General features: G+C 64.0%; 17 protein-coding genes. 10 read left to right on the top strand and 7 right to left on the bottom strand.

Annotation, left to right across the window (positions count from 1 at the left end; genetic code table 11):
- Nucleotides 1-200 precede the first annotated feature (200 nt).
- Nucleotides 201-668: a GNAT family N-acetyltransferase gene (locus VI26_RS12755; RefSeq protein ID WP_048410129.1), complete on the top strand. Its 468-nt coding sequence runs from the start codon at nt 201-203 to the stop codon at nt 666-668.
- 218 nt (nt 669-886) lie between these two features.
- Here the strand turns inward: VI26_RS12755 and VI26_RS12760 are convergent, their stop codons facing one another.
- The 3 genes from VI26_RS12760 to pdxH all read right to left on the bottom strand — a co-directional run bounded on the left by VI26_RS12760 (nt 887) and on the right by pdxH (nt 4,950).
- Nucleotides 887-2,140, bottom strand: a complete 1,254-nt coding sequence (locus VI26_RS12760; protein WP_048410130.1) for a M28 family metallopeptidase — start codon at nt 2,138-2,140, stop codon at nt 887-889.
- Between the two features lie 95 nt (nt 2,141-2,235).
- A complete protein-coding gene (locus VI26_RS12765; protein ID WP_156183866.1) occupies nt 2,236-3,726 on the bottom strand; it encodes a M4 family metallopeptidase in 1,491 nt (496 codons plus the stop codon).
- 582 nt (nt 3,727-4,308) lie between these two features.
- Nucleotides 4,309-4,950, bottom strand: coding sequence for a pyridoxamine 5'-phosphate oxidase (pdxH, locus tag VI26_RS12770; protein ID WP_048410132.1), 642 nt, complete (start codon nt 4,948-4,950; stop codon nt 4,309-4,311).
- Between the two features lie 184 nt (nt 4,951-5,134).
- Here pdxH and hemA point away from each other — a divergent pair, with 184 nt between their 5' ends.
- From hemA to VI26_RS12795, 5 genes are all read left to right on the top strand, one after another.
- Nucleotides 5,135-6,388, top strand: a complete 1,254-nt coding sequence (gene hemA / locus VI26_RS12775; RefSeq protein WP_048410133.1) for a glutamyl-tRNA reductase — start codon at nt 5,135-5,137, stop codon at nt 6,386-6,388.
- Complete coding sequence (prfA, locus tag VI26_RS12780) at nt 6,388-7,464, top strand: peptide chain release factor 1 (RefSeq protein ID WP_048410134.1); 1,077 nt, start codon at nt 6,388-6,390, stop codon at nt 7,462-7,464. Before hemA ends, prfA begins: the two co-directional genes overlap by 1 nt.
- A gap of 620 nt (nt 7,465-8,084) precedes the next feature.
- Entirely contained in the window at nt 8,085-9,005 is a 921-nt protein-coding gene (gene gcvA, locus VI26_RS12785; protein ID WP_019102440.1) for a transcriptional regulator GcvA, read from the top strand.
- A gap of 282 nt (nt 9,006-9,287) precedes the next feature.
- Nucleotides 9,288-10,868 (top strand): MFS transporter, encoded by a 1,581-nt coding sequence (locus VI26_RS12790; RefSeq protein WP_048410135.1) that lies wholly within the window; start codon nt 9,288-9,290, stop codon nt 10,866-10,868.
- The gene (locus VI26_RS12795) at nt 10,861-11,283 is read left to right on the top strand and encodes a MarR family winged helix-turn-helix transcriptional regulator (RefSeq protein ID WP_048410136.1); all 423 of its coding nucleotides are present in this window, start codon (nt 10,861-10,863) and stop codon (nt 11,281-11,283) included. Before VI26_RS12790 ends, VI26_RS12795 begins: the two co-directional genes overlap by 8 nt.
- A gap of 25 nt (nt 11,284-11,308) precedes the next feature.
- Here the strand turns inward: VI26_RS12795 and VI26_RS12800 are convergent, their stop codons facing one another.
- Nucleotides 11,309-12,076 (bottom strand): ABC transporter substrate-binding protein, encoded by a 768-nt coding sequence (locus tag VI26_RS12800; protein ID WP_048410137.1) that lies wholly within the window; start codon nt 12,074-12,076, stop codon nt 11,309-11,311.
- A 117-nt stretch (nt 12,077-12,193) separates the two neighbouring features.
- Between VI26_RS12800 and metH the strand changes: the two genes are divergently transcribed.
- The 3 genes from metH (at nt 12,194) to VI26_RS12815 (ending at nt 17,645) form a co-directional block, all read left to right on the top strand.
- Nucleotides 12,194-15,907, top strand: coding sequence for a methionine synthase (gene metH, locus VI26_RS12805; RefSeq protein ID WP_048410138.1), 3,714 nt, complete (start codon nt 12,194-12,196; stop codon nt 15,905-15,907).
- Nucleotides 15,897-16,412 (top strand): DUF2878 domain-containing protein, encoded by a 516-nt coding sequence (locus tag VI26_RS12810; RefSeq protein WP_048410139.1) that lies wholly within the window; start codon nt 15,897-15,899, stop codon nt 16,410-16,412. Before metH ends, VI26_RS12810 begins: the two co-directional genes overlap by 11 nt.
- A 483-nt stretch (nt 16,413-16,895) precedes the next feature.
- Complete coding sequence (locus tag VI26_RS12815; protein WP_082151043.1) at nt 16,896-17,645, top strand: trypsin-like serine protease; 750 nt, start codon at nt 16,896-16,898, stop codon at nt 17,643-17,645.
- A 111-nt stretch (nt 17,646-17,756) separates the two neighbouring features.
- On the opposite strand, the gene VI26_RS12820 is transcribed toward VI26_RS12815, so the two are convergent.
- The 3 genes from VI26_RS12820 to VI26_RS12830 all read right to left on the bottom strand — a co-directional run bounded on the left by VI26_RS12820 (nt 17,757) and on the right by VI26_RS12830 (nt 19,842).
- Nucleotides 17,757-18,098, bottom strand: a complete 342-nt coding sequence (locus VI26_RS12820) for a hypothetical protein (protein ID WP_048410141.1) — start codon at nt 18,096-18,098, stop codon at nt 17,757-17,759.
- Between the two features lie 10 nt (nt 18,099-18,108).
- Nucleotides 18,109-19,338 (bottom strand): molybdopterin-dependent oxidoreductase, encoded by a 1,230-nt coding sequence (locus VI26_RS12825; protein WP_048410142.1) that lies wholly within the window; start codon nt 19,336-19,338, stop codon nt 18,109-18,111.
- A 186-nt stretch (nt 19,339-19,524) separates the two neighbouring features.
- The gene (locus tag VI26_RS12830; protein ID WP_048410143.1) at nt 19,525-19,842 is read right to left on the bottom strand and encodes a c-type cytochrome; all 318 of its coding nucleotides are present in this window, start codon (nt 19,840-19,842) and stop codon (nt 19,525-19,527) included.
- Nucleotides 19,843-20,129: 287 nt separating this feature from the next.
- Here VI26_RS12830 and VI26_RS12835 point away from each other — a divergent pair, with 287 nt between their 5' ends.
- Nucleotides 20,130-21,311, top strand: coding sequence for a DUF1566 domain-containing protein (locus VI26_RS12835; protein WP_082151044.1), 1,182 nt, complete (start codon nt 20,130-20,132; stop codon nt 21,309-21,311).
- Nucleotides 21,312-21,413 lie beyond the last annotated feature (102 nt).

Genomic DNA, 21,413 nt, shown 5'->3' on the forward strand with positions numbered 1-21,413 from the left:
GGATGTGAAATCGGTTAGCGTCCATAGGCCGGCGCTTGCGCCATGGCAAACGCCGTCTTCACGGTTATAGCTGGCGACGGCGGCTTGACGTAATCTTGGCGACGACGCGCCGCGCGCTTGGAACCTGTTTACGATCTCAGATCGTAAACAGGTTCTTAGAGCCGGCAACAGGCAATGGACCAGTTTGGGGGGATTCTACTATGGCAAACCGTGTAGCGTGGCACTGCCACCGTTTCGACGGCTTCACGCCGCTGGCTTTGTACCGGGTGCTGCAACTGCGCGACCGGGTGTTCGTGGTGGAGCAGCAATCCATCTACGGCGATGTCGACGGGGTGGACCCGCATTGTCTGCATCTGTCCGGCCACGACGACGGCGGCCGGCTGCTGGCCTATGCGCGCCTGATCGCGCCGGGGGAGAAATACCCGGACGCGGCGGCGATAGGCCGGGTGGTGGTGGCGCCGGAGGCGCGCGGCCAAGGTCTGGGCAAGGCCTTGCTGGCGCAGGCGGTGGCGCAGTGCCGCGCGCATTTTCCGCAGGCGGCGATGATGTTGTCGGCGCAGACCGATGCGCAGGCCTTGTACGAGAGCTTCGGTTTTGGCGTGGTGTCCGAGCCATACGACGACGGCGGCATTCTGCATGTGGACATGCGGCGCGAGGCTGGCGTCTGAGAACCTGTTCATCGTCTGCCGCGCTTCGTGAGACGTGGCACGGTGAGTACCGCTTCGAAATGCTCATGTACCACGTGTACACCGGCTTTCCCAGCGGTTTTCGCCTTGTCTCGCCTTAGCTCGCGAGATCGTAAACACGTTCTGAGCGCTCGCGGCATGGCCCACAATGAAAAACCCACCCCCGCGAGGGGGTGGGCGCATCAGGCCGGGCATTGGGCTCAGCGTTTGACCGCCGGGCCGTCGCTGCCCAATTCCACCGCGTAGGCCAGCGCCAGCTGCGAGAACTTCAGCGCGTGGCGCGCCTGGTTGTCGGCGCTGGCGAGGGTGTCGCGCACGGTGTGGATGTTGGGGTTGGACTGGTTGAAGGCGGACTCGAACGGGAAGGACGCCGGGTAGCCGTTCTTGTGCCAGGAGGCGTGGTCCGAGCACGCGTAGCCGCACGAGCTGTAGCCCACTTTCAGATTGGGCAGATAGACCTTGGCCAGGTTGGCGAGGAAGGTGTTCTGCGCCGAGTTGGTGTAGTCGGTGAACAGGAAGATGTCCTCCGCGCTGCCCTGGTAGTTGGTCATGTCCAGCTGCAAGGCGCCCACCACGTTGACCTTCTGCTGCTTGTAGCGGTTGGCGATGTCGGAGGAGCCGCGCAGGCCCACTTCTTCCGCCGCGTAGGCCATGAACTTGATGGTGCGGCGCGGCTGGTAGTTGTTGGCCATCAGCACGCGGATCACCTCGGTCAGGCTGGCGATGCCGGAGGCGTCGTCGTCGGCGCCCGGCGCGCGGCTGGTTTCTCCGGTGCCGTTGCCCACGGTGGAGTCCAGATGCCCACCCAGCACCAGGGTTTCGGCGGCGTTATCCTTGCCCTTGATGGTGAGGATCACCGATTTCTGCGGCCAGGCGCTGTGGGCGAACTGCTCCACGCTCACGTCGCCGCGGCCGGCAGCCAGCTGCCGCCATTGGCTGGCGATCCAGTTGGACGCGTTGACGCCGTGGCTGGTGGTATAGAAGCGGTTCTGGTAGTTGGACAGGGACTGGATGGTGCCGAGGATGTTGCTGTCCTGCAGCTGCGGCAACAGCTTGTTGACGGCGGCCTGGTCGTTGATCTGGTAGCTGGGCAGCAGCGCGCTGGCGACAGGGGCTTTCAGCGCGGTGCGCGCGTCCTGCAGATCCTTGTGCACGATGAAGCCGCCGCAATGGCGCAGGCTGTGGTGGATGGCGTCCGACAATTGCGGCAGCACGCTGTCGTCCACTTGCACCAGGTGGACTTTCTCGGTGGCCACGCCCTTGGCGGACACGCCGGCCGGCAGCGCGCTCACCGCCAGCTGGCGGCTTTCCTGACTGCGGCTTTTCGGGCTGACCTGTTGCAATAGCTGGTAGGCGTCGTCGCCTATGGAAATCCATACCGGGGTGGCCTGGGCGGCGCCGGCCAGGCTGGTGGCGGCCAAGAGTGCGACGAGACTCGGTTTGAGAGTGAGCATTCCGGAATTCCTGAGCGGTGCCGGCCATGGACGGGCCATGGCCGGCGGATGGGAGAAACGGCGCGGGCCGTCATGGCCGCGCCGTCAGGCGGTCATCAGCTGCCGCAAGCCACGCCCACGGCGGTGAAGGCCTTGGTCACGTCGGCCTTGCTGTAGCCGCGCGCTTCGGCCGCTTTTTCAACGCCGCAAGCGGCGCTGTTGTAAGTGGCGTTGGAGGTCCAGTACAGGCGGTTGGCGTCCACGAACACTTCAAAGGCCTTGCGGGTGTTCCAGCCGGCGCTGGTGGCGATCAGGTAGAAAGCCTTGTTGTACACGCCGCTGGAGTAGTGCACGTCCAGGCCGCTGGTATAGTCCTTGGCGTGGCCGATGGAGCGGCCGTCCTTGGTCGGATCGGCGAAGTAGCGTAGCGCGCCGGTCTGCTTGAAGATTTCCGCGCCCACCAGGAAGTCGTTCTTGCCCTTCATGTAGTACTCGGCGGCTTCGCCGGCCATGTCGGAGAACGCTTCGTTGATGCCGCCGGATTGACCGCTGTAGACCAGGCCGGAGTTTTGCTCGGTGAAGCCGTGGCTGACTTCGTGAGCGGACACGTCCAGCGACACCAGCGGATAGAAGCGGGTGGCGCCGTCGCCGAAGGTCATCGCGCTACCGTCCCAGAACGCGTTTTCATAGTTGCGGCTGTAATGCACCTTCATCAGCAGCTTCTGGTTGATCGGACGCAGGTTGAACCAGTCCTTGTACAGATTGAACACCACATTGCCGAAGTAGTGGGCATCGTTCAGCGGCGAGTAGGCGCCGTTGATGGCCTTGTAGGTGTTGGTGGGGCAAGCGAACTTGTACGGGGTGGTGCCGCTGGTGCCGCCGTTCAGGTTGATGGTGGCGACATTGCCGCTGTCCATCTTGCAATCGCTGGTGACGATCAGCGGGCCGTAGTTGGTGCCGTACAGATACTTGCCGGTCTTGGCGTTGCCGCCGGGGCCGTTGGCTTCGGCGTGGTTCAGGCCTTCCCACTGCTTCAGCACCTGGCCGCTATTGGCGTCGATGATGAGGTGCGGGCGGCTGGGCTCCTTACCGCCTTCCACCAGGAAGGACACCAGGTACACCAGCTGGGCGGTGTTGTTGTCCAGACGGACCACCAGTTCCGTCTTCTCATTGCGGGTTTCGTAGCCGTTGGCCTTCAGCGCCTTGGCGCTGGCCAGCACCTGGGAGGCGCTGAGCGCCGGCTTGACCGAAGCCAGGTCGGAGCCGATGCCGCGTACATAGTAGCCGGACAGCTTGCTGGCCGCGGCGGAGGCCGAGCCTTTGGCGAACTGTTTTTCTTCCACCACGGCCTCGCCCCATACCGGCACGCCCTGATAGAACTGCTGGTAGCGGGTGACTACTTTGCCGTTGGGGAACTGGGCGCTGCGCTGCGCTTTCAGTTCGCCTTGGTTGATGCCGGCGGCGCTGAACACGCTGGCACCGTCGACGAGTTTGCTGGATTTGGCCAGCGCTTCCAGGTTGACGCGCTCGGCGGCGTGGGCGGAACCGTAAGCCAGGGCGAGAGCGGACAGCACCAGGGCGCGAACCATCGCAGTTTGGGTTTTCATCACGAAGTTTTCTCCAATGTAGATCAGCGGGACACGGTAATGGCCCGCGTCAAGCCGGCTAGCCTTGCGTAAAGACCGCCGGCGCCGGACGGGCTTGCGCCCGTCGTTGCGGACGTCGGGAAAACGTTTCGGGTGTGGCGGGCGCCACCTGCCAGGAAAGGTCTTCACCGCGTCCTGCATGCATTCCCGACATGGGACATCCCTCTGGGGATTGGAAAAAGGAACGGCTGAAATCAGAGGGCGTTGGCTTGGCTTGTTCTGTCGGCCACTTGCCAAATGCATGAATGATGTATTGTTTTTTCCGGCTTGATATGCATCTGTCCTAACGGTCAGTTGCCTGGGACCCGCTCGCGGCCGGCATGAGCCAAATCAAAGCGGGATGCCGCATTTTTGCGGCAATGGAGGACGCGGGTGAAACATCAAGAAAATGAAAAGCCGCATCATCCCGATGCGGCTTGTTGTGATGCGGCAACATCCAAATTGCTATAAAAGCGGACAAACTGTCTAATTTTGGAAGGTTGCAGTTTTTTGCTTATGCGTAAAATTCATGATTTCAATGAGTTGCCCTCACCGGAGACCGGTTCACGGCGCTAGCCGCGCTATCGCCCAGCCGCCGTTTTCCCGCAAGGAATACTGTACCCGGTCGTGCAAGCGGCTGGGTCGGCCCTGCCAGAACTCCAACCGGTCCGGCGTCACCGCGTAGCCGCCCCAATGTGGCGGCCGCGGCACGTTCAGCGGGTGCTTGACCCCGAACATCGCCGCGCGCGTCACCAGCACGCTCTTGGAGCTGATTTCGCTGCTCTGCTCGCTGGCCCAGGCGCCGACGCGGCTGGTGTAGGGACGGCTGGCGAAATAGGCGTCGGACACCTCCGGCGCCACCTGGGCGGCGCGGCCCTCGATGCGAATCTGCCGCTCCAGCTCCGGCCAGAAGAAGGTCAGCGCCACATAGGGGTTATCGCTCAGCTGGTGGCCCTTGCGGCTCAGATAATTGGTGTAGAACAGCAACTGGCCGTCTTCCACGCCCTTGAGCAGCACGATGCGCGAGGTGGGGCGGCCATCCGCGCCCGCGGTGGCCAGGTTCATCGCCGTGGGTTCCGGCGCTTGCGCGGCGATGGCTTCGTTCAGCCAGCTTTCCAGTTGCGCCAGCGGGTCCGGCAGGCACTCCTCCGGCGACAATTCTTTCTTGGAAAAATCCTTGCGGATGTCTGCGAGGTTCAGCGACATTTCATCCTCCTTGGGCGCTCATCTTATGCCAGTTTGCCGCGGTGGGATAAGGCCGCAGATCAAACCTTGCGCACTCGCCATAGCCGTCGAACGCGACGGCGACGGCGCCATCGCGCTGGAGCGCAGGACTTGAGGTTCAAGTTAGGCTAAAATACCCCATTTCACTGCCGCGGCTTTTCCGCCCATGCATCTGTTCGCCCTTGGTTTGAACCACCATACCGCACCGCTCTCCATCCGGGAAAAGCTGGCTTTTCCTGCGGAGGTGTTGCCCAAGGCGCTGGACAGCCTGGTCAGCTCGCATGCGGCGCGCGAGGCGGCCATCGTCTCCACCTGTAACCGCACCGAGATCTATTGCACCGGCGGCGATCCGCAGGCGGCGCTCAGCTGGCTGGCGCAGTATCACGGCCTGGCGCTGGCGGAGATGCAGCCCTATCTGTACCAGCTGGACGAGGCCAATGCCGCGCGCCACGCTTTCCGCGTCGCCTCCGGCCTGGATTCCATGGTGCTGGGCGAGACTCAGATCCTGGGCCAGTTGAAGGACGCGGTGCGCAGCGCCGAGCACGCCGGCACCATGGGCACTCTGCTCAACGGCCTGTTCCAGCGCACCTTCGCCGTGGCCAAGGAAGTGCGCTCCAACACCGCGGTCGGCGCCAGTTCGGTGTCGATGTCGGCGGCGGCGGTCAAGCTGGCCGAGCAGATCTTCCCCACCATAGGCGAACTGAACATCCTGTTCGTCGGCGCCGGTGAAATGATAGAGCTGGTGGCCACCCATTTCGCCGCGCGCAATCCTTCCTGTATCACCGTGGCCAACCGCACGCTGGAGCGCGGCCAACGGCTGGCGGAGCAGTTTGGCGGCAATGCCGTCACCCTCTCCGAGCTGCCGGACATCCTGCCGCGCTACGATGTATTGGTCACCTCCACCGCCAGCCAGTTGCCCATCATCGGCAAGGGCATGGTGGAGCGCGCGATCAAGGCGCGCCGCCACCGTCCCATCTTCATGCTGGACCTGGCGGTGCCGCGCGACATCGAAGTGGAAGTGGGCAAGCTGGCCGACGTGTTCCTGTACAGCGTCGACGACATCGCCAGCGTGGTGGAAGTGGGCAAGGAAGCGCGCCAGAGCGCGGCGGCGGAAGCCGAAACCATCATCCAGGCCCGGGTTTGCGAGTTCAGCGACTGGCTGAAGAAGCGCGAAACCGTGCCGCTGATCCGCGCGCTGCGCGACGACGCCGACCGGCTGCGGCGCGTGGCGCTGGACGCTGCGCTCAAGCAACTGGCGCGCGGCGAAGCGCCAGAGCGGGTACTGGAAACCCTGTCGGTGCAACTGACCAATAAATTGATGCACCCGCCCACCCGGGCCTTGTCGTCCGGGCGCGGCGCGGAGCATGACGCGCAGGTGGAAGCCGTCGCGCGTCTTTATCGTTTACACCCGGAGTCGTAATGAAAGCGTCGATTGCGGCCAAACTGGCGCAACTGGCCGACCGTCTGGAAGAGGTGACCCACCTCCTGGCCAGCGAGGCGGCCACCCGAGATATGGATGCGTTCCGCAAGCTCACCCGCGAGCATGCCGAACTCTCCCCGGTGGTGGAAACCTACCACAGCTACCGCCAGTGCGAGAGCGACATCGCCGCGGCGGAAGAGATGCTGTCGGACCCGGAAATGAAGGAATTCGCGCAGGCGGAAATCGCCGAGGGCAAGGACAAGCTGACGGCGCTGGACCTGGAGCTGCAGAAGCAACTGCTGCCCAAGGATCCCAACGACGAAAAGAACATCTTCCTGGAAGTCCGCGCCGGCACCGGCGGCGACGAGGCGGCGCTGTTCGCCGGCGACCTGTTGCGCATGTACACCCGTTACGCCGAGCGCAACCGCTGGAAGGTGGAGATCGTCTCCGCCAGCGAATCCGATCTGGGCGGTTATAAAGAGGTCATCGTGCGCCTGATCGGCTTTGGCGCTTATTCCCGGCTCAAGTTCGAATCCGGCGGCCACCGCGTGCAGCGGGTGCCGGCCACCGAGACCCAGGGCCGCATCCATACTTCGGCCTGCACCGTGGCGGTGATGGCCGAGGCCGACGAACTGGCCGACGTGGTGTTGAACCCGGCGGATCTGCGCATCGACACCTTCAGGGCCAGCGGCGCCGGCGGTCAGCACATCAACAAGACCGATTCCGCGGTGCGCATCACCCATATTCCGACGGGGATTGTGGCGGAGTGTCAGGACGGACGCTCCCAGCACGCCAACAAGGCCAGCGCCATGCAAGTGCTGGCGGCGCGCATCATGGACATCCAGCGCCGCGAGCAGCAGCAAAAGGAGGCGGCCGAGCGCAAGAGCCTGATCGGCTCCGGCGACCGTTCCGAGCGCATCCGTACCTATAACTATCCGCAAGGCCGCATCACCGACCATCGCATCAACCTGACCTTGTACAAGCTGGACTACGTGATGGACGGCGATCTGAGCGAGCTGACCGATGCCTTGATCGCCGAACAGCAGGCGGAACTGCTGGCGGAATTGGGCGAGTGACAGCCTACGGTACTAGCAAGGATTATTGCGTTGCCGCTGCCGGCGCAACGCGCTACACTCGCAGACTCAAGAACGGGCGGATTTCCGCCCGCGCCCGCTTGGCGGCATGATCGCCGCGCGGGCTTATTCTCCGAACTTTGGGCCACTCGATAGTGGCCTTTTTTCTTGCCTGCTCGTCGCGCGTGGGCAAAAAAAAGGCCGGGCCCTGTCTGAACCCGGCAATGCCCAACGTGGATTGGCAGTCAATCTGGCGCCGCCGCATTCAGCAGCCGCGCGATAAGTGGTGGAAATTCCCCATTGCAAGCGGATGTCATTCTGTAATATTTATAATCCGTTACTATTCCAGTGCGGATAAAACGCCGGGCTTGGGGAAGACGCCGCCGAGCACGCCGACAGGCTAGGCCCGTGTGCAAGGCGCCGCGTCAGGAATCGGGACGCGCGGCCAAGCGGACCCGCCATGCAATCCAGTGGCAGGCGACAAATGCCATGCCATTGATGCATGGCTGCCGGAATCCGCCCGTTGGCGGCCGCGCCGCGGCCAGCATGCCAAGCATACGATGTTGCGCTCGGCATGACAAAGCAGTTAATTTCATGATAACCATGATAAAAAGGCATGTAAGATGAAGCTGCCACCGCTGAATGCATTACGCGTATTTGTCGTTGCCGCCGAGCATTTATCCTTCACCCGCGCCGCCGCCGCGCTGAGTCTGACCCAGGGGGCGGTCAGCCGCCATGTGCAGACTTTGGAGGAATACTACGGCGCCACCCTGTTCACCCGGCAGGCGCGCGGCCTGTCGCTGACCGCCGAGGGCGAGGCGCTGATCAAGCCGGCGCGCGAGGCCTTCCAATTGTTGAACGAGGCCAGCGAAGCGCTGCGGCTGCGGCAGAGCGATTTGCGCGTGCGCATGCCGCCCACCCCGGCGATGCGCTGGGTGCTGCCCAATCTGCCGGACTTCCAGACCCGTTATCCGGAATACACGCTGCACCTGGTGACCCAGCTGATCCACGACAAGCCGTTCAACCGCGCCGAATACGATCTGGCGGTGGTGGGCATGGCGCGCGCCGAAGTGGCGCCGGATCTGCGCACCGAATGCATTTGCCGCGAAAAACTGATCCCGGTCTGTTCCCCGGCCCTGCTCAATGGCAAGCACCCGCTGAACACCCCGGACGATTTGCGCCACCACACCCTGCTGCATCCGTGGCGCGATCAGGACACCTGGAAGCGCTGGCTGAAGCTGGCCGGCGTCAACGGCGTGAATCCGGAAAGCGGCGTGACCTTCGACGCTTCCGAATACGCGCTGCACGCCGCCGTCGCCGGCATGGGCGTGACCCTGGCCCAGGTATCCATGGTGACTCAGGACCTGGATTCCGGCCGGCTAGTGATGCCTTTCGACACCGTGCTGGAGACCGAGTGGAGCTACTACCTGGTGTATCCGCACGAGCTGGCGGAGCTGCCCAAGGTCAAGGTGTTCCGCGACTGGCTGGTGGCCATCCTGGCCAAGAGCGAGGCCAGCAGCTGGCTGGCGCGGCGCGGTTACTGAAGCGCGCGGCGGCGCGTCCGCACCGCCGCCTAAGAACCTGTTCAAAGTCTGCTGTGCTTCGGCGATACGGCGTTGAAAACAACTTCGAAATGCTCATGTACCGCTTGTACATTCCGCTTTCTCAGCCGCAACGCCTTGTCTCGCTCTTGCTCGCGAGACTTTGAACAGGTTCTAAGATGCTGTTCTAAAGCCTGCTTTGTAAATCTTTGTGTCCGCCACTGGATTCCTGGCCCTTCTCGGCGCAAAATAATTGACTAGTCAATTATTGATGGGTCAATAGAAATGAACACCTTAGCCGCAACCGCTGGAGCGGCCGGCGCGCTGGATTTCCGCCAAAAAGTGCTGGCCATGCTCGGCCTGTGTTTCGTGCTGCTGATGGTGGCGCTGGACCAGACCGTGGTCGGCACCGCCATGCCCACCGTGGTGGCGGAGCTGCACGGCTTCGACTTGTACGCCTGGGTCGGCACTTCCTACCTGCTCACCTCGGTGATCACCGTGCCCATCTTCGGCAAGCTGGGCGACGATCACGGCCGCAAACCCTTCGTGCTGACCGCCATCATCCTGTTCACCGCCGCCTCCATGCTGTGCGGCCTGGCCCAGAACATGCTGGAGCTGGTGCTGGCGCGCGCGCTGCAAGGCGTGGGCGGCGGCATGCTGGTGGCCACCACCTTCGCCTGCGTGCCGGACATGTTCCCGGAAACCGCGCAGCGCCTGCGCTGGCAGGTGATGCTGACCGCCGCCTTCGGCCTGGCCAATGCGGTGGGCCCGACGCTGGGCGGCTTTCTCACCGAATACCTGGGCTGGCGTTGGGTGTTCTTCGTCAATCTGCCGGTGGGCGCGGCCAGCCTGTGGTTCGTGTGGAGCCATCTGCCGGCGATGCGCCGCGCCGGCCCGGCCAGCAAGCTGGACTGGCAGGGCGCGCTGCTGATCGCCATCTTGCTGGGCTCGATGCAGCTGCTGGTGGAATGGCTGCCGCTGCATAAGCCGCTGTGGCTGATGGCCGGCCTGGGTCTGAGCGGCCTGGCCGCGCTGGGCCTGCTGCTATGGTGGGAACGGCGCTGCCCCAACCCGCTGCTGCCCCTGGACATGTTGAGCCACCGCAGCCTGGCGCCCTTGTTCGGCCTGTCGTTGCTGCTGGGCGGCGGCATGTTCGCGGTGATGTACTACGCGCCGCTGATGTTCCAGGGTGGCTTCGGCCTGTCGCCGAATCAGGCCGGCCTGCTGGTGACGCCGCTGGTGGTGTGCATCACCCTGGGCAGCATTCTGAACGGGCGCATCGTCACCCGGGTGCGCCGCCCGACGCGGCTGCTGGCGCTGGGCTTGTTGTTGTTCGCCTTCACCGCCGGCGCGCTGGGCTGGGTGGACGCCGCCACCAAGCACTGGCTGGTAGCCGTGCTAATGGCGGTGGGTGGCTTGGGTCTGGGCTTGCTGCTGCCCAATCTGACCATCTTCGTGCAGCAGAGCGCGCCGCGTCAGCAACTGGGCGTGGCCACGGCGATGATACAGTCCACGCGGATGATAGGCGGCATGCTGGGCACCGCGCTGGTCGGCGTCTTCGTTACCCACCACTACGTGGCCGGCGTCAACGCCTTGCCCATCGCGCCGCAGTGGCAGGGCTGGCTGCGCGATCCGCAGATCCTGCTCAGCGCCGAGACTTCCGCCCGTTTCGAACAACTGGCGGCGGCGGCCCAGCTCAACGGCGGCGCGCTGCTCGGCGCCTCGCGGCTGGCGCTGGTGGACGCGATTCACGTCAGCCAGTGGCTGGTGGCGGCGCTGGTGGTGCTGGGCGTCTTGCTGGTGAGACGGGTGCCGCATGTAGAATTGCGCGATGTCAAAACCAAAACGGCGGTCATCCATGACTGAGTGCGCCCCCAATCTGTTGCAGCAAATCGGCCGCACCGGCCGCGCGATGTACGCGGCGTTTGAACAGCAAGTGGGCTATCCCTTGCCGCGCTGGCGCATCCTGGCGGCCTTGATCGACCTGGAACAGGCGACGCAGAAACAGCTGGCCACCCGGCTGTCCATGGACCCCGGCGCCTTGACCCGGCAGTTGAAAGCGATGGAGGGGGACGCGCTGGTGCGCCGCATTACCGACCCGGCCGACAACCGCCAGACCCTGGTGACGCTGGCGCCGGCCGGACAGGTGCTGATAGACGAGGTGCAGCCGCGGCGCGAAGCGTTTTTCCGGCACGCGCTGGCGGATATTCCCGCCAGCCAGATGGAGACCACGCTGGCGGTGCTGCACCAGCTGGAGCAGCGCTTCCGCGATCAGGATTAGAGCCGGCGCCGCCGGCTGGCGGCGCTCATTCCTGCGGCTGCCACTGATAGGTCTTCAGCACCGTCTTGATGCGGCCGCTTTTCTGCAGGCGGTCTATCGCCTGGTTCAGCTGCGCCACCTTGATGTCGGAATGCGGCGACACTGCGCACATGGTGGGCATGAAGGTAACCACCAGCGGATGCAGCTTGAGCGAGGCGGCTTCCTGCGGCCAATTGCGCGCCCAGGCGGCGAACTCCAGCTCCGACACGATGGCGACGTCGCTCAATCTTTTCTGCACCGACTTCACCAGCAGCTCCATCCGCGCCTCCTCGTTGTGCGAGGCCGGGTTGCTGCGCCAGAAGCGTTCCAGCGTCGGGTAGTTGTAGCCGCGGATGGTGACGATGCGCTTGCCGGCGAGATCGCCGGTCTGGCGCAGCTCAGTGGTTTGCTTCAGCGTCAGCGGGCGCTCGAGCTGGGGGTAGATTTCGTGGGTCCAGCCCAGCCGCGCCGCATTGCCGAACCAGTCCGGGTTGGCGTTGCAGACGATGTCCACGCGCCCGGTTTCGATGGAAACCTCCACCCGCTTGCGGGCGATCAGCATGAATTCGGGCCGCATACCCAGTTCCGATGCCAGCATCTCGCCGATATCCTTGGACAGCCCGCTGCGCAGATGCTCGCCGTCCGGCGACAGCACCACCACCGGCGCCGCGTCGGTATCCGCCACGCCTATCCGCAAATTGCCCGCCGTCCAGGCCTCCTCGCCCCATGCCGCAGCCAGTCCCGCCAGCAGCCACAGCTTATTCGTAATCGCCATATGGATCTTCTCTCTTTATTCTTAAGCAAGCGTCCGAACAGTTGATCGCGAGTGTTAAGATGATCTTTTGAGTCCGTTGCACTTGTTATTGTTGTAGACAAAAAAAGTTCAGCCGCCATGACAAAAACATCCCCGCATTGCCTCCGGCAACACCTTGACCAGCGCATCCTGATCCTGGACGGCGGCATGGGCACCATGATCCAGCGCCATCAGTTACAGGAGGCCGATTACCGGGGAGAACGCTTTGCCGACTGGCCTTGCGACGTCAAGGGCAACAACGACTTGCTGGCGCTGACGCGCCCGGACGTGATCGGCGGCATCCACCAGGCTTATCTGGACGCCGGCGCCGACATCATCGAAACCAACACCTTCAACGCCACCTCCATCGCCATGGCCGATTACGCGATGGAAAGCCTGGTCTGGGAAATCAATCATGCCGCCGCCAGGCTGGTCAAGGAACTGTGCGAAAAGGCCAGCGCCGCCAATCCGGCCAAGCCGCGCTATTGCGCCGGCGTGCTCGGCCCCACCAACCGTACCTGTAGCATCAGCCCGGACGTCAACGATCCGGGCTACCGCAACGTCAGCTTCGACGAGCTGGTGAGGTCCTACACCGAGGCGATAGACGGCCTGGTGCAAGGCGGCGCGGACCTGCTGCTGGTGGAAACCATCTTCGATACCCTGAACGCCAAGGCGGCGGTGTTCGCCATCCATCGATATTTCGACGAGCGCCCGGACGCGCCGCGGCTGCCCATCATGATCTCGGGCACCATCACCGACCAATCCGGCCGCACCCTGACCGGGCAGACCACCGAGGCCTTCTACAACTCGCTGTCCCACGCCGACGCGGTCAGCTACGGCCTCAACTGCGCGCTGGGCCCGGACCTGCTGCGGCCCTATGTCGAGGAAATGGCGCGGGTGTCCGCCAGCTATGTGTCGGTGCACGCCAACGCCGGCCTGCCCAATGCCTTTGGCGGCTACGATCTTGAGCCGGAGGCGATGGGCGTGTACGTGCGCGAATGGGCGGAATCCGGCCTGATCAACATCGTCGGCGGCTGTTGCGGCACCACGCCGGAGCATATCGCCGCCATCGCCCGCGCGGTGGACGGCGTCGCGCCGCGGCCGCTGCCGCGGATCGAGGCCAAGTGCCGGCTGTCCGGCCTGGAGCCGTTCAACATCGGCGATGGCGATCTGTTCGTCAATGTTGGCGAGCGCACCAATGTCACCGGCAGCCGCGCCTTCGCCAAGCTCATTCTCAATGGCGATTATGCCACCGCGCTGGACGTGGCGCGTCAGCAAGTGGAAAACGGCGCCCAGGTCATCGACATCAATATGGACGAGGGCATGCTGGATGCCCACGCCGCCATGGTGCGCTTCCTCAACCTGATCGCGTCGGAGCCTGACATCGCCCGCGTGCCCATCATGATCGATTCCTCCAAGTGGGAAGTGATCGAGGCTGGCCTCAAGTGCATACAGGGCAAGGGCATCGTCAACTCGATCTCGATGAAGGAAGGTCGGGACAAATTTGTCGAGCAGGCGCGCTTGATCCGCCGCTACGGCGCCGCGGTGATCGTGATGGCCTTCGACGAAGCCGGTCAGGCCGACACCTATGCGCGTAAGATAGAAATCTGCGAGAACAGCTACCGCATCCTGGTGGACGAAGTGGGCTTCCCGCCGGAAGACATCATTTTCGACCCCAATATCTTCGCCGTCGCCACCGGCATCGAGGAGCACGCGCGCTACGGCCTGGACTTCATCGAAGCCACCGGCTGGATCAAGCAACAGCTGCCGCACGCCAAGATTTCCGGCGGCGTGTCCAACGTCTCCTTCTCCTTCCGCGGCAACAACAAGGTGCGCGAGGCCATCCACGCCGTCTTCCTCTACCACGCGATACAGCGCGGCATGACCATGGGCATCGTCAACGCCGGCGCGCTTGAGGTCTACGACGAGGTGGACCCGGAACTGCGCGCACGGATCGAGGACGTGGTGCTGATGCGCGCGCCCAAGGACGGCGGCGACGCCACCGAACACCTGATCGCGCTGGCGGAAAAATACAAGGGCGAAGCCACCGGCGAGAAAAAGGGCGAAGACCTGGCCTGGCGCGCGCTGCCGGTGGAAAAGCGGCTGGAACACGCGCTGGTCAAGGGCATCACCACCTTCATCGTCGAGGACACCGAGGAAGTGCGGCAGAAATCCGCGCGCCCCATCCACGTGATCGAAGGCCCGTTGATGGACGGCATGAACGTGGTCGGCGACCTGTTCGGCGCCGGCAAGATGTTCCTGCCGCAGGTGGTCAAGTCCGCGCGGGTGATGAAGGCCGCCGTCGCCCACCTGGAGCCCTTCATCGAAGAGGAAAAGATTCGCCTGGGCCTGGCCGACGCGCCGGCCAAGGGCGTGATCATCATGGCCACGGTCAAGGGCGACGTCCACGATATCGGCAAGAATATCGTCGGCGTGGTGTTGCGCTGCAATAACTACCAGGTGATAGACCTGGGCGTGATGGTGCCCTGCCAGAAAATCCTGGACGCCGCCATCGAGCACAAGGCCGACATCATCGGCCTGTCCGGCCTGATCACCCCCAGCCTGGAAGAAATGAGCCATGTGGCCAAGGAAATGCAGCGCCAGGGCTTCAGCATCCCGCTGCTGATCGGCGGCGCGACCACATCCAAGGTCCACACCGCGGTCAAGATCGCCCCGCACTACCAGCATCCGGTGATCTATGTGCCGGATGCCAGCCGCGCCGTCGGCGTCTGCTCCAACCTGCTGTCCGACACCCTGCGCGACGGCTTCGTCGCGGAAAACCAGGCCGAGCAGGATCGCGCGCGCGAGGGCCACGCCAATAAGGCGAGCCGCAAGGTGGTGGGCCTGGAGCAGGCGCGCGCCAACAAGGAAGCGATAGACTGGGCCGCCTACCAGCCGCCCACGCCGCGATGGCTGGGCGTGCGTCGCTTCGAGCGCTACCCGCTGGCCGAGATCGCCGCCTACATCGACTGGACGCCGTTCTTCCAGAGCTGGGAGCTGGCCGGCCGCTTCCCGCGCATCCTGAACGACGAGATCGTCGGCGAATCCGCGCGCGCCTTGTACGAGGACGCGCAAGTGATGCTCAAGCAGATCATTGCCGAGAACTGGCTGGGAGCCAACGCGGTGATCGGCCTGTTCCCGGCCGCCAGCGTCAACCACGACGATATTGAAATCCGCGACCCGGACACGCGCGCCAGCCTGATGAGTTGGGTGGGCCTGCGCCAGCAACTGCCCAAGATGGACGGCAAGGCCAACTGGGCGCTGGCCGACTATATCGCGCCGCGGGACAGCGGCGTGCAGGACTATATCGGCGCCTTCGCCGTCACCGCTGGCATCGGCATCGAGCCGCACGTCCAGCGCTTCGAGGACGCCGGCGACGACTACTCCTCCATCCTGCTCAAGGCGCTGGCTGACCGGCTGGCCGAAGCCTTCGCCGAATTGATGCACGCCCGCGTGCGCCGCGAATTCTGGGGCTATGCCGCCGCCGAGCAACTGGACAACGAAGCGCTGATCGACGAAAAGTACCAGGGCATCCGCCCCGCGCCCGGCTACCCGGCTTGTCCGGATCACACCGTCAAGAGCGCGCTGTTCGAACTCCTGGACGCGCCGGCCATAGGCATGACGCTGACCGAAGGCTACGCGATGCTGCCCACCGCCGCGGTGTCCGGCTTCTACCTCAGCCATCCGGCCGCGCGCTACTTCGGCGTCGGCAAGATAGAGCGCGACCAAGTGGCCAGCTACGCCGAACGCCGCGGCGTCAGCGTGGAACAGGCCGAACGCGACCTCGCCCCCAATCTGGGCTATGACGCCTGAGGCGCGCAAGCCCTGGCCCAGGCTGCTGCTGGCTAGCCTGATCTTCGGCGTCGGTGCCTGGCTGCTGTTCAGCTTCCGCGACCGCTACGTGGTGCTGTTGCTGGCCGGCGCGCTGCTGGCCTGGCAAGCGCTGCCGGCAGGATTTAAAACCCGCGCGCTGCTGCTGACCGCGGCGGGCTGTCTGCTCGATCTCACCGCAGTCAGCCTGGGGCTATACCGTTTCGCCGGCGTCGGTGCCCTGCCCTTGTGGACGGCGACGCTGTGGCTGAGCTTCAGTGTCTGGTGGCTGGCTTTGTTGAAAGACTGGCGTCCATCGCCGCGGCTGCTGGCTGTCATCGGCGCGATCGCCGGGCCCTTGGCCTATTGGGTTGGCATACGCTTGCGCGCGCTGATGCCGGGCGTGTCGTTGTGGCTGATGCTGACGGCCTTGGCGCCGCTGTGGGCGATATTGCTGGCCCTGACGCCGCGGCTGCTGCCGGCGGAGCCCGCGCGCGGCTGTGGATAAGCCAGGCATGCCTGGAGGGCTGTGGATAACTGGAGGTGTAGCCGCCTCCGTCCATTGAATGCCGGCTGGAATCAGATAAAAACCGCATCGTTGATGATGCGGTTTTTATTTATTTAATCTTCCAAAATAATATTCAATTCAAAATTAATTAAATATGGATTATTAAAATACGCGTCGGCACGGTGAAAATTAACAAACAGGCTATTTCATCTCCGGCAAGAATCATGTATTGCCCGTCAGGCCGGGCTTAGCGAAGAATAAATTAAAAGGTTTTAATAAAAACCTATGACCATGTTATTTCGCCGGCAGCGAGATATGAAAAATTCACGAATAAAAATCTTTTTTCAAATCACATAATATTTGCAACCGGACGGGAGCGCTCACGGCGGGGGATTGGCAGATCCCGCGCGGAGTCAGGCCCGCGGCCCGGCCGGTCTTTTTGGATGATGCAAGTGTAATAATGATTCTTGAAAAGGATATTCCGTGAAACAACTCATCGTCGCCTCATGCCTATTGGCCGGCGCGCAATTCGCCGCCGCCGCGCCGTTTTCCCCGGCGGAAACCCATTACGTCAAACTGGATTTCCGCAGCCCGTACGGCGGCAATATCTGCGGTGGTTCGCTGGTGGGGCCGGACCTGGTGCTGACCGCCTCTCATTGCATCCTGGATAACTGGAGCGGCGTGACCGCCCATTACGGCCGCCATTTCGCCCAGCGCGTCGACACCGAGCGCAACAACGCCAAGCCCAACTGGATCAAGTTCGACCATCACGGCGTGGCGGTGGATCTGGCATTGCTGAAACTGTCCCGTCCCATCGCCGGCGTCAACGGCGCCAGAACCGTGCCGGTGGTGGCGCAGGAGGACTGCAATGCCGCGCTTGGCGCGATGCAGGCCAATCTGCGCATGGCCGAGACCGGCGGCCAGCTGGCGGCCAGCCTGATGGACGTCCGCGTCGCCAATATCCAGCGGCTGGGGCCGTCGCCCTTGGCCAACGGCGTGTCCCTGCTGGCCAACGGCACCGTGGGCCGTGGCGGCGACTCCGGCAGCCCGCTGCTGTCGCCCAAGGGCGTGCAGGTGGGCGTCTACAACGGCAACGCCGGCAATGTTTCCGCCTTCGCCGCGCTGTGCAAATACGCGGGCAGCATCAAGGCCTGGTCCGAGGTGCTGAGCCCGTCCGCCAGCCAGACCCCGCCGCCCGGCGACTGGGTGTGGCCGGATGCCGCGCGACGCTGACACGCGCGCTAAATAAGAAAGCAGCCCGCGGGCTGCTTTTGCAATGGAAGCGGAGATCGGTTTACTCGCTGCGTCATGCTCCGAGACGCTCAGCCGATCGTGAGCCGGTTTTCAGCGGCTTCCTGGCGGCGTTGGCCGGCTGCTCAACACCCCCTGGCGCTGCGCGTCGGCCAGATAGCCGGCGATCAGCGCCGCTTCTTCTGCCGTCAGCGGCGCCTTGAACGCCAGCCGCATTTTCTCGGTGATGTCCCGCCAGTGGGCCTCGGACAGCGGCGGTTGCAGGGCCGCGTAATCAGCGGAATGGCAGATCAGGCATTTTTGCAGCGCCGGCAAATAGCCGGGGTGGCTGGTGGCCGGGTACATCGCGGTCTCGTTGGGCAGGGCAATGCTGGTCGCGGCCGCCGGATGGCAGCAGGCCCAGGCCAGTATCGCCAGCATCCAGATCTTGTTCATCGTGTTCTCCTCATCCGTCCACCGTCACATCCACCCGCTCCACCACATTGCGAGCGTAACCGCCGGGGTTCCACGGCTGCTCCAGCGGCTGCCGCTCCCCGCTATTGGCGGTGGCCCGCGCCATCAGCCGCAAGGCACCAGGCCGCACGTCTCGCAGCGTCAGCCGCCATGGGTGAAAGGCGAAACGGCTGGCGGCCTGGTCCAACCGCGCCGGCTGCCAACTGCGGCCGCCGTCGGCCGATACCTCCACGCCGCCGATGCCGCTGCCGCCGTCGAAGGCGATGCCACGCAGCGTCAGTTGGCCGTCCGGCACCGTCACGCGCTGGCCGCTTTCCAGATTGGTGATGAAGCTGCGCACCTTCAGCCGCTTCAAGCGCACCGTCTTGCCGGGCGGACTGCCTGGCGCGACGCCGTTGTCCGGCGTGTCCGGCACCACATAGGCCTGGCTGGCGAACCAGCCGTCGAATACATGATCGATCACCTCGATCTCCGACAAATGCTTCATCCAGTACGGCGCATAAAAGCCCGGCACCACCAGACGGATGGGGAAACCGTTCAGCACCGGTAGAGGCTGGCCGTTCATCTCCCAGGCAATCAGCACCTCCGGGTTCAGGGCGTCCGCCAGGTCCAGCGAGCGGATGAAGGCCGGCGTCGCCTCCAAGGCCGGCTGATCGGTGCCGCGGTAAGCGATCTGTATCGCGTCTGGGAGCGGGCCTGCCGCTTGCAGCACATCGCGCAGCCGCACGCCGGTCATTTCCACGCAGGCCATCGAGCCATTGCCCAACTGCGCGCCCGGCACGCGCGGCTGCATCAGCCCGCGGCCGTTGCCGGCGCATTGCAGCACCACGGTCTGACGCACGGTTTCAAAACGGCGGCGCAACTCCGCCACGCTCAGCGACAAGGGCCGCCGCACCCTGCCCTTGATCACCAGCCGGTGCTCGGCCTCGTCGATGTCCAGCGGCTGGCCGGACAAGTGGTAGCGCACGAACACCGCCTCATTGGGCGTGATCAGGCCCTGATCGAACTGGCTGAACGGCGTTTCCAGATGCACTGGCCGCGTGGTGATGCGCAGCAGCGGCATTTTCTGCGGATACGGCACCCGTTCGCGCCAGCCGTTGGCAAAGCCCTGATCCAGCCAGTTCGCCGCCAGCGAGCGGCCGGACAGGCCCAGCAAAGCCATGGCGGCCAGCCCGCCTTTCAGCACCGCGCGGCGGCGTAGATCAAAGTCATCGGATTGCATGTCTGCCTCCATTAAGAAGCTGTTCAACGCCCCGCGCACTTGGGCGGGACAAGGCGCAAGCGGCTGATAGTGCGAAATTCATAGATAGCACATTGGCATTTCATGGCCATGCTCACTGTGCCTCCATCTCCGACGCGCAGGCACTTGCGGTGTGGGGAGGCGGTGAACGGCAAGATGAAGACGGGCTTATTGCTTCAGCAGCCAGGCGACGATCTGGCGCAACTCCAGGTCCGACACCTGCGGATTGGGCGGCATCGGCACCGGTCCCCAGGTGCCGCCGCCGCCGGCCTTGATCTTGGCCTGTAATAACTGGGAGGCCCCGGCCTGACCGGCGTATTTCTTGGCTACCTCGCGATAGGACGGCCCCACCAGCTTGTGGTCCACCGCGTGACAGGACAGGCAGTTGTTCTTTTGCGCCAGAGCCAATGCCGGCTCCGTCGCCAGCGCCGGCATGGTCGCCAGCAGCAGCGCGGCGCCGACGGCCGCGAGTGAAACGCTATGCATCGCAATCTCCCATTGCTTGGTTTCCCGGCCGCGGCGCGGCGGAGATTGCTTATTAGTATATTGATGTGATTATTGGAATATCATTCGAATAATTGATAAGAATGATAAGTTCAGCTGCTGAACCATCAAGGCAAGGGATGCTGTTGCCGAGGTGTGAGCAGCGTGGAGACGATCCGATAGCCGGGCCTGATCGCGACCTTGGCTTGCTTGTTTCCGACATTTTCCTTGTACGGATTAATCTACAAACGCATAATCACTCGTCCTAAAAATGATATTTTGCTGTAAGAATGAATAGGTATTTCCCGTTTTCCCTTGCGGTGGCAGCCTGTCTGGTGCTCGCCGCCTGTTCCGGCGGCCCCGCCGCTCAGCCGGTACGCACTGGCGTGTTTGTCGACAGCCCGGTGGCGGGCCTGGACTACGACAGCGGCAGCCATACCGGCAAAACCACCGCCAGCGGCGAGTTCCACTACCTGGACGGCGAAACGGTTGTCTTCCGCATCGGCAAGCTGGAACTGGGCCGCAGCCTGGGCGCGGCCCAGCTCACCCCGCTGCAACTGGCCGGCAGCCAGGACCCGGCCGAGCCCAAGGCGCTGCGCCAGGTGCAGCTGCTGCTGACGCTGGATGAAGACGGCAATCCCGACAATGGCATCCAGATCGCGGCGGAAACCGCCACCCGCTTCTCGCGTAGCCAGAGTCTAGAGCAGGCTGGTGAACTGAAAACCCTGCTCAATCAGGCCGGCATCGCCCGCCGCCTGGTCAGCGTGGATCGCGCCGCCAACCATTTCCGGCTCAGCCTGGCCGCCTTGCGCGCGCAAGCGCCCACTCCGCGTTTCACCCCCATGGCCGAAGCCGACGGCACGCCGTTGAACGGCTCCGCGCAACGCGCCGGCTGCGTGCAGGACAGGCAAACCGGTTTGATCTGGGAAGTGAAGGCCGAAAAAGGCCTGCGCAGCCAGTTCCACAGCTACTACGTCAGCGCCGGCGGCAATCCACAGCCGCCTGCCCAATGCGCTGCTGGCCAGACGGATTGCCTGCTTGCCAGCTATGTCCAGGCGGTCCGGCAACAGAAGCTGTGCGGTTTCGACGATGAGACCGCGGGCGGCGATCGCGGTTGGCGCTTGCCCTCCGAGCGGGAGCTGAAGACGCTGCTGGACTGGAGCCAGCGCGATAAAGCCCAAGGTCTGCCGGCTCTGGATCGCTATGCGTTTCCGGATGCGGCGGCCACCTTCTACTGGACCGGCACCAGCCATTCCGAGGAGAGCACGGTGGCAGTGGCTTTCGATGACACTCACCGCAGCTTGGGCAGTCTCAGCCTGGGCCACGGCCAAGCGGCAAGGGGGCGTCTGGTGCGTGGCCCCAAACTGGCCGACGAGCCATTGCCGCATGGCGGTGCCAAATCCTCGCCGGGCTACGTCGCGGTCCGTTCCGACAGCCCATCCACCCTGCGCGCGGCCGGTCGTCCGCTCTGACCATCGGCGCCTCACTATTCCCCTGATGCCGCGCCGAGAACGGCGCGGTCTTCAAGCCCCCATCCAACCATCCCTCCATGGGCGCGCTTGAACCAGGCGCGA

This window comes from Chromobacterium sp. LK1, assembly GCF_001043555.1.
GTDB classification, from domain to species: domain Bacteria; phylum Pseudomonadota; class Gammaproteobacteria; order Burkholderiales; family Chromobacteriaceae; genus Chromobacterium; species Chromobacterium aquaticum.

Bases quoted from the DNA above. Each gene is read 5' to 3' on its own strand.
- VI26_RS12755 (WP_048410129.1), top strand. From the start codon at position 201: ATGGCAAACCGTGTAGCGTGGCACTGCCACCGTTTCGACGGCTTCACG.
- VI26_RS12760 (WP_048410130.1), bottom strand. From the start codon at position 2,140: ATGCTCACTCTCAAACCGAGTCTCGTCGCACTCTTGGCCGCCACCAGC.
- VI26_RS12765 (WP_156183866.1), bottom strand. From the start codon at position 3,726: ATGAAAACCCAAACTGCGATGGTTCGCGCCCTGGTGCTGTCCGCTCTC.
- pdxH (WP_048410132.1), bottom strand. From the start codon at position 4,950: ATGTCGCTGAACCTCGCAGACATCCGCAAGGATTTTTCCAAGAAAGAA.
- hemA (WP_048410133.1), top strand. From the start codon at position 5,135: ATGCATCTGTTCGCCCTTGGTTTGAACCACCATACCGCACCGCTCTCC.
- prfA (WP_048410134.1), top strand. From the start codon at position 6,388: ATGAAAGCGTCGATTGCGGCCAAACTGGCGCAACTGGCCGACCGTCTG.
- gcvA (WP_019102440.1), top strand. From the start codon at position 8,085: ATGAAGCTGCCACCGCTGAATGCATTACGCGTATTTGTCGTTGCCGCC.
- VI26_RS12790 (WP_048410135.1), top strand. From the start codon at position 9,288: ATGAACACCTTAGCCGCAACCGCTGGAGCGGCCGGCGCGCTGGATTTC.
- VI26_RS12795 (WP_048410136.1), top strand. From the start codon at position 10,861: ATGACTGAGTGCGCCCCCAATCTGTTGCAGCAAATCGGCCGCACCGGC.
- VI26_RS12800 (WP_048410137.1), bottom strand. From the start codon at position 12,076: ATGGCGATTACGAATAAGCTGTGGCTGCTGGCGGGACTGGCTGCGGCA.
- metH (WP_048410138.1), top strand. From the start codon at position 12,194: ATGACAAAAACATCCCCGCATTGCCTCCGGCAACACCTTGACCAGCGC.
- VI26_RS12810 (WP_048410139.1), top strand. From the start codon at position 15,897: ATGACGCCTGAGGCGCGCAAGCCCTGGCCCAGGCTGCTGCTGGCTAGC.
- VI26_RS12820 (WP_048410141.1), bottom strand. From the start codon at position 18,098: ATGAACAAGATCTGGATGCTGGCGATACTGGCCTGGGCCTGCTGCCAT.
- VI26_RS12825 (WP_048410142.1), bottom strand. From the start codon at position 19,338: ATGCAATCCGATGACTTTGATCTACGCCGCCGCGCGGTGCTGAAAGGC.
- VI26_RS12830 (WP_048410143.1), bottom strand. From the start codon at position 19,842: ATGCATAGCGTTTCACTCGCGGCCGTCGGCGCCGCGCTGCTGCTGGCG.
- VI26_RS12835 (WP_082151044.1), top strand. From the start codon at position 20,130: ATGAATAGGTATTTCCCGTTTTCCCTTGCGGTGGCAGCCTGTCTGGTG.